The 10,775-nt window shown below is 59.3% G+C and carries 9 protein-coding genes; all 9 read left to right on the top strand.

Translation table 11 applies throughout. The features are described 5' to 3' along the window. The first annotated feature begins 110 nt into the window (after positions 1-110). The gene (locus ACFOWB_RS20815) at positions 111-683 is read left to right on the top strand and encodes a hypothetical protein (protein ID WP_378149112.1); all 573 of its coding nucleotides are present in this window, start codon (positions 111-113) and stop codon (positions 681-683) included. Positions 684-724: 41 nt separating this feature from the next. Further along, positions 725-2,320 carry a Mu transposase C-terminal domain-containing protein gene (locus tag ACFOWB_RS20810; protein ID WP_378149110.1) on the top strand — a complete coding sequence of 532 codons (1,596 nt, stop codon included), beginning with the start codon at positions 725-727 and terminating at the stop codon, positions 2,318-2,320. Further along, positions 2,313-3,314, top strand: coding sequence for a TniB family NTP-binding protein (locus ACFOWB_RS20805; protein WP_378149108.1), 1,002 nt, complete (start codon positions 2,313-2,315; stop codon positions 3,312-3,314). Before ACFOWB_RS20810 ends, ACFOWB_RS20805 begins: the two co-directional genes overlap by 8 nt. 288 nt (positions 3,315-3,602) lie before the next feature. Then, positions 3,603-5,990, top strand: coding sequence for a hypothetical protein (locus tag ACFOWB_RS20800; RefSeq protein ID WP_378149106.1), 2,388 nt, complete (start codon positions 3,603-3,605; stop codon positions 5,988-5,990). A 510-nt stretch (positions 5,991-6,500) separates the two neighbouring features. Further along, on the top strand, positions 6,501-6,866 hold the full coding sequence (locus ACFOWB_RS20795; protein WP_261405372.1) for a hypothetical protein: 366 nt from the start codon (positions 6,501-6,503) through the stop codon (positions 6,864-6,866). Further along, positions 6,863-7,915, top strand: coding sequence for an AAA family ATPase (locus ACFOWB_RS20790; RefSeq protein ID WP_261405373.1), 1,053 nt, complete (start codon positions 6,863-6,865; stop codon positions 7,913-7,915). Before ACFOWB_RS20795 ends, ACFOWB_RS20790 begins: the two co-directional genes overlap by 4 nt. Next, positions 7,845-9,023, top strand: coding sequence for a hypothetical protein (locus ACFOWB_RS20785; RefSeq protein WP_378149103.1), 1,179 nt, complete (start codon positions 7,845-7,847; stop codon positions 9,021-9,023). The genes ACFOWB_RS20790 and ACFOWB_RS20785 overlap by 71 nt, the downstream gene beginning before the upstream one ends. After that, on the top strand, positions 8,951-10,456 hold the full coding sequence (locus ACFOWB_RS20780) for a S8 family serine peptidase (protein WP_378149101.1): 1,506 nt from the start codon (positions 8,951-8,953) through the stop codon (positions 10,454-10,456). The genes ACFOWB_RS20785 and ACFOWB_RS20780 overlap by 73 nt, the downstream gene beginning before the upstream one ends. Then, positions 10,453-10,775, top strand: a 323-nt coding sequence (locus tag ACFOWB_RS20775) for a hypothetical protein (protein WP_378149099.1), incomplete at its 3' end; no start/stop codon positions are given. The genes ACFOWB_RS20780 and ACFOWB_RS20775, both read left to right, overlap by 4 nt.

Raw genomic sequence — 10,775 nt, 5'->3', positions numbered from 1 at the left:
CCGTCGCGTCAGCGCCGCTCATGAACTAACATTCCAACCGGACCACTCGATGGGGGCCGGCCAGTATCGTGATCGCCTCGGCAACATCGTACGTCAAGGACAGCCTGAGAATGTTTGACGCCCGATCCGCTTCTCGGCTGGCCGAACTCGAAGACGTCTCTTTGAACTTGCGCCTGCGTAAGAATGGGGTCGTCGAGATCGATGGCCGGAACCATCTCTTCGCGCGTCTGCTGGACGACGGCCGCTTCGCTTTCGACGACGAAGAGAACGCCAAGCGGAAAACCCTTAGGGAAAGCGAATTTCTCGATCGCTATCGCGCCGGTCGCATCGTCGTCCGCGACTGGAGCGTGCTTCCGGTCAAGTTTCGCAAGGAAGCTGAGAGATCCCTCGAAACTCTTCCGCCGGAGAAGACGACGAAGGCGGAGTGGCGGCACGCCTACTGCGTCGCCTTCGACGCAAATCCCGTGGTTAAGACCGAACGCGGACTTGTCCCTCTCATCGAACATGTGGCCGCCGAGAACGGCCACGATGTGAAGCCAGACTGGAGAACGCTGCTCACATGGCTGAGGACCCGCGGCGTCGGCGGCCGTCGTCCCCTCAGGGCCATGCGTTCATTCGAGGAACTGCGAGGTCGGAAGAAAGGCGTCGACCCCGAAGCGGAAACATCATTCAGGATTGCATAAAGCTCGTCTTCCTGAATCAGCAGCAGCTCCCGGCGTCCGCTGTGATCGAGGCCGTCGTCGGCGAGATTGCGCGGAGAAACGAAGACCTCGGAAGCGCTGAGCGGATCGCCACTCCGTCGCCGATGACGATCCATCGAAGGATCGCGGAGCACCCGTTCTACAGAACCCTCCGGCTACGCATTGGAAAGCGCGCCGCCGACCAGATGATGAAGCCGCTGAAAGTCGCGCCGGAAGCGACGCGTCCGCTGGAAACGATCATCATCGATCATACGAAGATCGATGACTGGATGCTCTTCGAAGATCAGACGAGCCTCCCTTGCGGTGGCCGTCCCTGGCTGACCATGGCGATCGACGCTTATTCACGCTATCCGGTTGGCTATTACATCGGATTTGAACCGCCGAGTGTTTACTCGGTGATGATGTGCCTCCAACAGGCCGTCGCGCCGAAGACCGACTTATTCGCCAAGTATAAGGGTATCAAGGCCGACTGGCGCGCGGCTGGCTTGCCGCTCAAGTTGGTGGCTGACAACGCGAAAGAGGTCATCGGTCTTTCCCTCCCGCGCGCTTGCGCGGAACTCGGGATCGAGCTCGAGACGTCGCCTGTGCGGACGCCCAAGTACAAAGGCATTATCGAGCGCTTTTTCAGAACGCTCAACACTACGTTCCTGCATCGTCTTCCGGGAACGACTTACGGTAGTCCGAAGAAATTACGAGACAGCGATATTGACCCTCGCAAGACAATGTCGATGTCGTTCGACACCTTCCAGTTTCTTTTCCTAAAGTGGCTGACTCAGGATTACTGTAAAGCCAAGAACCGTACGATCGGCTGCACGCCGGAAAAACGTTGGATCGAAGGCACTGAGAAGCATCGGATCCAGATGCCGGAGCGCATCTCTGATCTGAAGGTTGTTCTTTCGCGGCACGCTGATGGCATGCTGTCACGATCCGGCATCCGATATCAAAACCTTGCCTATCGAAACAGTTCAACTGTTTCGTCCGTCCTCGAAGCTGCGGGGAAAGCAAAATTACGCGTGAAATTCCGATTCGATCCAACAGATATCGGAACAATATATATTCTCCATCCAAACGGTACTTATCTGCCCTTGCACTGCGAGGACGAATACGCCAAAGGCATATCGCTCTGGCAACACAAGATTATCCAAGACGAAAACCGCAAAAGGGATCGCGATCCGAAAAGCTACAAGGATCTGATGCGGACACGTCTTGAACTCATGGAAGCGGTCCATGAGGCGATCCAGACCGGATTGGCCAAGTCCTATGAAGCTCGTTTTCGCGGCATCGGATCCCAACGGGGCTCTCCAGGCTCAATACCGGTGATCGCAATCGAGACCTCGAGCTCGTCCGTCGAAAACGTCATCACTGTGCCGACCATGGCCGCACCGGCTTTTGAAACGGCCGACACGCTCATAATCGAGCCAGGCAAATCGGCCACAAAGAAACAACGCAAGAAATCGGCGGCCGATGGGGATCCGAAGCCGCTGGAGTCGCCTGTTACGAAATCTTCTCTAGCAATTATAGCGCCACCTGCGGCCAATTCTTCGCCAGAGAATGACGATCTCGACTCGTTGCTTTCGAACCGTTTCGGTTCCACTTCTCGGAGTATTGGTGGTGAGTGAAGTTATCGATACGATTGAACGCAAAGATTACGACGAATTCGCTGAACGGTTTGCCGCGCGCATCAACGCCGTAAAAGCTATCCGCATCCAGAATGACCGGACGATCAAAGGGATAAAGGAAATCCGGCTTTTCATGCAGACCGCGACCGGAACCGGCGACAACGCCGGCGCCTCGCTTACGGCCCCTACACGAGGCGGAAAGACAACAATCATCCAGGAGTTCCGTTCGGCCTTCATGCCGGACCCGGAGGTCGCGACCGAAAAGATGCCGATCGTCTATGTCGAAACTCCGAGCGGGACCGGCACCTCATCGTTGGGCATGGCGATCCTGAACGCCCTGGGGGACATGAATCCGTCTCGAGGCGACGGCGCCTACAAGCAGACCCTCATCACCAAGGCGATCCGCCGGCGCGAGACGAAGCTACTGATTATCGACGAGATCCAGCGCCTCGTCGCGAAAGACCGAGGCCGGGTCGCTCATAATGTGTCCGACTGGATTCAGAACCTGCTGAATCAGATCTCGGGCACATGTGGGATCCTGTTGGTCGGGACGACCCGCGCCCGACGCATCTTCCGCCGGAATGGCCACCTGGTCGGGCGCAGCGATCACCACTTCGAGATCAAGCCCTACGCCGCAGCCGACGACGACGCTGCGGACTGGCAGCTATACCGAACTTATCTTGCAACGTTTGACGAGAAGCTGCAGCAGGTCGCTGGCTTCCATCGGTCCGACCTTCACAAGCTCGATTTGGCGAAGCGGATCCATGCAGCGTCCCGGGGTTATCCCGGCGCCACGGCTCGGCTCCTGCAGCTGACCGCCATCCAGGCGATGCTCAATGGAGACCAGCCGACGCTATCTCGCGAGATCTTCGCTGAAGCGTTCGACAGCATGTGGGCGTTCTCCGACGCGAAAGCGGTAAATCCCTTCAGGACCGCAACCCCGCCTCGGATCGAACAGGTTTGGACCGAAGAATGGGAGGAATCGTTTGATTGACGCCGCCGCGGCCGACAGCCGGGGCGTCGATCCGGCGTCCCTGCAATCGGATTTTCGCTTCGTTTTGTCCGCAGGGACGTTGCGCGACCGCGTGGCGCCCTTCAGCGGCGAGAGCTTACTGAGCATCTTGACGCGAATGGTGGGAGTGTCCGGGCACTCCCACTTTACCGCCCTGATGGACCCCTTGGAGCTCAGGGGAAAAGTCCTGACCAGATCCCCTGGCTCGAGGACCAAGCGCAGGTTGTCGCCGAGACAGCAGGACATCCGATCGACGGAATCCGCGCTCGGATGTATCTGCCCGTCGCACGCGCTTGTCAGAGCCACCAATTCTCAGTGTTCAATGGCGTCGTTCTGCGTTCGAGCTTTCTTTCGACGATCCGGCGAGCCGTGTCGCCTTCCTCGCTGCGGAAAGCCCCCTTTCATCGGATTGCCTGGGATCTTGTGCATCTGGGCATCTGCCCAGAGTCCCACGAAGTCTTGATCTCCAAGTGCCCACGACGCAACCGAGCGCTCGCCTGGCGCGGAAATTCGGTATGCCATTGTCACTACTGCGATTTCGACCTCCGAGAACGTGAAGCAAAACGGGCTCACCCGTCGCTGCTCGCGGACCTCGTCCCCTTAGCCAATCTCGTTTCTCACTCGGCTCTCGTTCGCGAGCAATCTCGGGCACGCTTGCCCGCCTATGTCCAAAGCTTGGATTCCGGAGAGATCTGGCACACGTCGATGCTGCTCGGGCTCGCGATGGAGTCGATCCACAATCCTCGGGCGAAGGAACTCCGAACACGTCTGTCGCGAGGGGCTTCGGAGAAAACCGCACCCGATATCATGGCTACCGGCTTCCGGCTGCTGCTTGAGCTGGATGAATATCTCGAGGATCTTTTGAGCGAGATCCGAGAGAAGGCCAAACATGCGCCATCCCAATCGCCGGCGCGAACCGAACTAGGAGCGCTGTACGATCTGGTTGACCCGGCCATTTCCGGGGAGGCGACGGCCGCTCTTTTTGAAGAGAGGTTTGGGCGCTTCTATCGATCGCGGTACCGAGCTTCTGACCGGAAAACCAGCACCATCACCCTCCTGCGTTGGTGCGACCAGACCATGTCGTCGGAAGAACTCCTCGCCACCGCGCCGAGCAAGTTCGCAGCCAGGAAAATGCTTCCTCTCCAGGAGCTTCGGGTCGGGCGCGGGGTAGTCGTCAGCGCGTATGACAGAGCCGCGGTCGAGGCCTTGGTCGCCGGAATGCGCGACGCCAAGGCGATGACCCTTCTTATAACCGAGAGCGGGATGCCCAGGGGAGTCTTCACCAGCTTGATCGAGCGGGGCGTCATTAGGCCCGCTTCTGCGCTCGTCGAGAGGATGCTCGGGCCCGGAAGGGTGTCCGAATCGGATTGGCGCACCTGGTTGGCCTCCGTCGAAGCTCGCATGCAGTCGCCGCAAGGGTCGACCGCGATTCGGTTCTCCGCTGCGGTCAAACTCCTCGGCGGCGGCATTGTTGGATGGAACAGGACGTTGGGGCTGATTGAGGATGGGAGCGTGCCGATCATTACCCTCAATCGTGAAACCACTCGGCTTGGACTGAGATGGATGCTGTGCCGACGGCGGTTAGGCGCTCAGCTTCCGAAAAAAGAAGGCGGATCGGGACCCTCGCTGACGGCTGTGCTGGCCAGCCACGGAATCCGGGCGAGCAAGGCCCTAGAACTCGCTCGTCTGAACATCGTTCAGACAAGCGAGTCGGCCACGATTCCGCCTGTCGCGATCTTGGAGCAGCAGGAACTTCGCCGCTTTAAGGAGAACTATGTGACGGCGGCCGCTCTGTCAGCCGAACTCGGGTTGGCGCTAAAGATCATTCCGAAGTGGCTGGCTGAAGCTGGCGTCGAAATGATCGGGAATGGCCGCCCCGTCATCTATAAACGCGAGGACGTCGAGGCGGTCATTCGTGCATGGGTCAAAAAATATCGCGGCATTGGGGCTGCGATAACGCCGCTAAGTATCGCACAGCTTCAATACCTCAATGTTCCTGTGGATATGACGCTTCCATATGCGGAGAGATTGCTTGATCAATTGCCGCCGCAAAAGGCTACACAACTGAAGATTCTGATAGAGATATTAAAGGGTCGCAACTTCAATAGTCTGTATGAAGAATTTGGGGTACAGACTGTTCAGCTGTTCTGTTTCTCGGCTCGAAAGAGAGGCGTACAATTTCACGTTTCGCGCAGAAAGACTGCCAAGAGTAAGCTTGACGCCGCACAACGTGACGCGTTTGAGGTCGAGATTCAAAGATACATCTCTCAAAAAGACAACGACCAGCGTATCAGTCAATCCAAATTAGTTGATTTTGTGAAGCGCGAATTTGGAATCGATTACGACGTGAAGAGCATCTCGGCTCTTGTGCGTCGAACAGGACTTGAGTGGCCAACAGACCGTAAGGTTTTGTCTAAACTGACCGAGCCACAGAAGGCGGAATTAAAAATATTTAGCCAAAGCGTGGCAGACAGAATAAGGGGCGGAGAGCCTGGCCTCTCACGAAAGACTGTTCAAGAATGGATTAGGGTAACGTTTGACGTGGATGTATCACTAGCATCCGTTGCAAAATACAATAAAGACCTTGGGGTAAGTTGGCCTGCCGTAGCAGGTCAGAAGTTTCATAAAATTGAACGCATTGCTCTAACAGCTGGTTAAAGGTATGGTCATACATTGACGCGGACATAGCTTTATACCTTTTACGACTCGTCTTCTCTGATGTAGACTCGTTATTTGAGATATTCTACACCGGCCCGCTGTCCTTTTTCTGAATTCCTGAGTCGTGGCCACTCGCTAACTCATTGAGATTATTAGGGCGCGACCTGCAGATTACCTGAGTCCAGTTTCTCAAATAACGAGTCTGGGAGCGCCTATTTCACAAAGCCGAGTCTGACGGGCTAAAAACTGCTGAATTCTGAGGACTTTGGGGATCGCCGTATTTCAGTAGAAATACGCGATGCTTCGACGCCTCGCGCCCTAGACGCACGATCGCGTTTAGTCGACACGCGGTTCGCCTCGACGTCATCCAGACCATCTGGCGCCGATCGTGCGTTCCGAGAGTTGGAGCGTCTAAGGACCGAAGCCCCCGTCGCCCGTCGACCAATGTTCGAGAACCGATGTTCCGTTTTGATCTGTTATGTTCCGTATTTTTCGGATTGACGCATTCTCATGGTGATGAAACAACCAGCCATGCCTAAGGTCTCCCCCGACAGCGAGCTCAAAACCCAGCTCGACCGCTTCGTTTGCGAGAGCGGCGGAGTTTCGCGCGCATCCAGGCTTCTCGAGATCGGCAAGTCGACCCTCGATCGCGCATTCAAAACCGGCCGCGTCACCGGCGAGACAGCTGCGCGCATCCGCAAAGCCCTCTCGGACCAAGAGCCGAAAAAGAGCTCTAAAACGGAACAATTTGATCAAATAACGGAACGGGACCTTGCCTCGTTCGAGAAGGTGTTGCACGCTTTGATAGCAACAGCTTCGACACTTCGCGGCGGTCGGCTCACCGAGCCTCAGGCTGACAAGAGAGATCGGGCATGAGTCGAGGCGACCTCGTTCTTTCGTTAGCCGAAGCCGGCGCGTCCGGCGATCGCTCTATGGTGAAGAGAACCGTCCGGGCTCTCGCCGAAGAAGCGAAGGCGAAACAGCAGCACACCTTCGCGAAGCGGCTGGCGAACGTGATCGAGGCGGTCGGCGGCGCCGCTAGCCTGAGCCTGCCGTCGCTGCGGTTGCCCGACAGCGTCGCCGGATTGCTGCACGAGATCGTCCCGCGACGGCGGTTCGACGATCTGATGCTGTCGAAGGACACGCGCGAAGAACTCGACGAGCTTCGCCAGGAACACGAAAACGTCGAGCTGCTCTACGCGAACTCGCTTTCCCCCAGGCACACCGTCCTTCTCGTCGGCCCGCCTGGAAACGGGAAAACCTCTCTCGCGGAGGCGCTTGCAACCGAGCTCGGTCTGACGCTCTACGTGCTGCGTTACGAGGCGATCGTCGGAAGCTTCCTCGGCGAGACGGCCTCCAAGATCTCGGCGGTGATGGAGTTCGTCGCAACGACGCCCTGCGTCATCTTCTTCGATGAGTTCGACGCCATCGGCAAAGAACGCGGCGACATTCATGAGACCGGCGAGATCAAGCGCGTCGTCAGTTCGCTCTTGTTGCAGTTCGATGCCTTACCGCCTCACGTCCTGCTCGTGTGCGCAACCAACCATCCGGAACTGCTCGATCGCGCCGTGTGGCGGCGGTTCGAGCTGCGGCTGACGATGCCCAATCCAACCCAGGCGCAACTGGCGTCATGGCTCAAAAGCGCATTTCGCGATGCGCCTAAGGATTGTGCCGTTGAATTCGAGGGATTGGCCAAAAACTTTCGGGGAAAGAGCTTTTCCGAGATTGAACAGTTCGCGCTCGACGTGCAACGGAGGATTGTGCTGTCGGGCGTGAACGCGAGTTGGTCCGACGCCATTCGCTTGACCTTAAAGCGGTGGCGCAAGCGCTTCGAGCCATCGAAGGGCCAACGTGATGCCGACCGAAAGACCGATCCTCAAATTGCATCCTTCGGAGCGGGTGAGGAGGATTCCGGGAGCACCTGATCGACGTCGCAGGCCTCGGGAGACCGTTGAAACTCAGACCACGCGATTTGGCGGCGAGTTCGAGCGGCTAAGTCGGACGCTCGACGACATCGAGGCCGGCGTCGACATCGCCGCCGAACCCAACCGGATCGTTCCGGATCGGGTCCTCGTTCTGGAGCTGAAGAACAGCGTTCAAAACTTCGCCCGCGAAGCCAGAAGGCTCGGCTTCGCGTGGATGCTTGAACAGGGCGCTGACGGAAACGACAACGTCTCTGACGAAGAGGATCTCGTCGATCCTGCCGTCGCCGCAGATCCTCGCCTCTACGCGTTGATGCCGTCACGCGAGGCGCTCCAAACGCTCCTGCGTCTTTGGACAGCGTTCACGGCACAGGAGCCGGCTCCACAAGGCTACGGCAAGTGGTGGCAGATCTTCGCCACGCTGAACGTGATCAGATCGTGGAGCGCCGAAGACCGGATCGACCAATGGACCCGTACGATCCTGCAGGACCAGATTCGCCGCAATCCGACAGGCGCTGTCCGCATCGAATTCGATCTCTGGTTTCGTGAAGATCCGATCGTGCGGTTAGCTCGAATGGAGGCGTTCCAGGCCAAGGTCGCGGCCGCCGACGGACGGGTTCTCGATCGCGTGCTGCTGGAGCCCATCCAGTATCATGCGGCGCTCGTCGAACTGCCTGTCAGGCAAGCCCTCGCGTTGATCGAGCGCGCCGGGCCGCTTGCGACCGCAGACGAGGTCATGGTCGTTCGACCGCAGAGTTTCTCACCTCATCCCCCGAGTGAGCGCGATCCTCTGGAGGCGGTCGACCGCGCGCCTCCTACGGAGCCCGACACGCGCGCTCCGATCGCCGCGTTGCTCGATGGCTTTCCGATTGAAAACCACGATTTGCTGCGTAATCGGATCGACGTCTACCCAATCGACGTGGCGCCGGCCGAGGCCCCTTCTCACCGGCGCATGCATGGCACCCAGATGGCGTCGCTCGTCATTCACGGCGACCTCGACGGCGGCCACGCGCCCCGCTCGGCCGAACGCTTCTTGTCGTGCCCGTTCTCGCCTCTCCGGCGAACGGTTCGCCGGAACACACCCCGACCGATAAGCTCGCCGTTGGAATGATCGAGCGCGCCGTACGCGCCCTGAAGGAAGGTGTCGGCGGCCGCGAGCCCGTCGGGCCGGACGTGCTGATCATCAATCACTCGCTCGGCGACATGCACTCGCCATTCGAGCGTCGGGCCAGTCACTGGAGCAGGCTCCTCGACTACCTATCTCACCGGTACAACGTGCTATTCATCGTCAGCGCCGGAAACGCGCAAGATGGCCTCCCGCTGGACGGGTTCGCCAATCTCGCCGATTTCGGGCGCGCCACGGCCGACGCCCGCACCGAGGCTATCCTCACAGCACTCGAGCGGGCGCGAGCCACGCGCCCGGTGCTGAGCCCCGCACAGTCGTGCAACAGCCTGACCGTCGGGGCGCTCCACAGCGATTTCGCCGGCCCTGGAGCCTTCACAGGCGCGGCGATCGACCCCTTCGGCACGCTGCGGATGACCAATCTCGGATCGCGCCTCGGCACCGGTATCGGCGGCTCGATCAAGCCTGATCTTGTGATGCCGGGCGGACGTCAGGCGGCGCGGGCGCGCGTCACGCCATCAGGTCTCGAGGTCTTCAGTCAGGAGATCGAAGGAGTCGGGCAGAGAGCGGCCATTCCGGACACGCGTGGCGGACGCCGCGATCGTACACAGCGCTCGAGCGGGACCAGCAACGCCGCGGCGCTCGCGACCCGGGACGCCATCCGCATCGCCGAAGCGCTCGATGATATCCCACCCGTGACCGGTGAGGTTCGGTGGCGTAACCGATCGACCAGGGCCGTGATCCTGAAATGCCTACTTGCGCATGGTTGCTCTTGGGGAGACATCGGCCATCACCTTGATGGGCTTTATCCGCCTGCGGCCGCGACCTCGAACTACCGTCGCCGCGTGGCGATCTCCCAGTTTCTTGGCTATGGCGAACCGGATGTGGACCGCGTGATCAGTGGCTCCGCCCATCGCGTGACGATGCTTGCCGACGCCACGCTGCGCAACGACCGCCGGCACGAGTATCGGATCCCGCTTCCCGACTCCCTGTCGTCGTTGGCCGAACTCCGGCGCATCACGGTCACGCTCGCTTGGAGCTCACCCGTCAGGGTCAGCGCCGCCTCGCCGCGATCCATTCGACTGGTGGTCACTGACGATGAAGGGAAGTCCCACTTCTGGGAGGGCGTCGATCGAACCAATGTGGTTCAGCCTGATCACCGACACTGCGGGAAGGGAACCTTGTTTCATTCCGTTCTCGACGGACGAAAGGCAGTCCCCTTCCGTAGTCGGTCGAGCTTCATGATCGGCGTCCAGGCCATGGCGGAGACCACAGCGTTCAATCAGGTTGACGCGCCCTACGCCTTGGCTGTCAGCTTCGAGACCGCCGACACCATCCGGGCCGACATCTATCAGGAAATCCGGCAGGAACTTGAGTTGCGGGCGCGTGCAGGCGTTGCGGTCAGAGCGAGGCGATCATGAGTTTCAACGCAGACGACAGCCTCGGCGCCGAAAGCCTGCAGGGCGTGATCGACTATTTGAAGCTGATCGGCGACGACCGCCGGGCCGACGAACTGACGCCTCACGGCGGCGCGCCTCAGGGATGGGGCTTCGGGTCCGACCGGCCGTTCTTGGGCACCAACGCGATTTTCGGCTTTATCGACCAGACCGGCGGGGACCGTCTGCCGATCGTTCCCCTTGCAGAGATCGCAGCCGACGAAACGCTCAAGAGAGAGACCATCTGTCAATCGGCACTGAACTTTGACCCTCTATCGGCGTCCAATGTTGACCCCCTGAAGCT

The organism is Chenggangzhangella methanolivorans (genome assembly GCF_042648545.1).
Lineage (GTDB): Bacteria > Pseudomonadota > Alphaproteobacteria > Rhizobiales > Methylopilaceae > Methylopila > Methylopila methanolivorans.
This window is presented reverse-complemented; position numbering and strand designations above follow the sequence as displayed.

Coding starts and splice junctions, on each gene's coding strand:
- ACFOWB_RS20800 (WP_378149106.1), top strand. CDS start 3,603: ATGTATCTGCCCGTCGCACGCGCTTGTCAGAGCCACCAATTCTCAGTG.
- ACFOWB_RS20795 (WP_261405372.1), top strand. CDS start 6,501: ATGGTGATGAAACAACCAGCCATGCCTAAGGTCTCCCCCGACAGCGAG.
- ACFOWB_RS20790 (WP_261405373.1), top strand. CDS start 6,863: ATGAGTCGAGGCGACCTCGTTCTTTCGTTAGCCGAAGCCGGCGCGTCC.
- ACFOWB_RS20815 (WP_378149112.1), top strand. CDS start 111: ATGTTTGACGCCCGATCCGCTTCTCGGCTGGCCGAACTCGAAGACGTC.
- ACFOWB_RS20785 (WP_378149103.1), top strand. CDS start 7,845: ATGCCGACCGAAAGACCGATCCTCAAATTGCATCCTTCGGAGCGGGTG.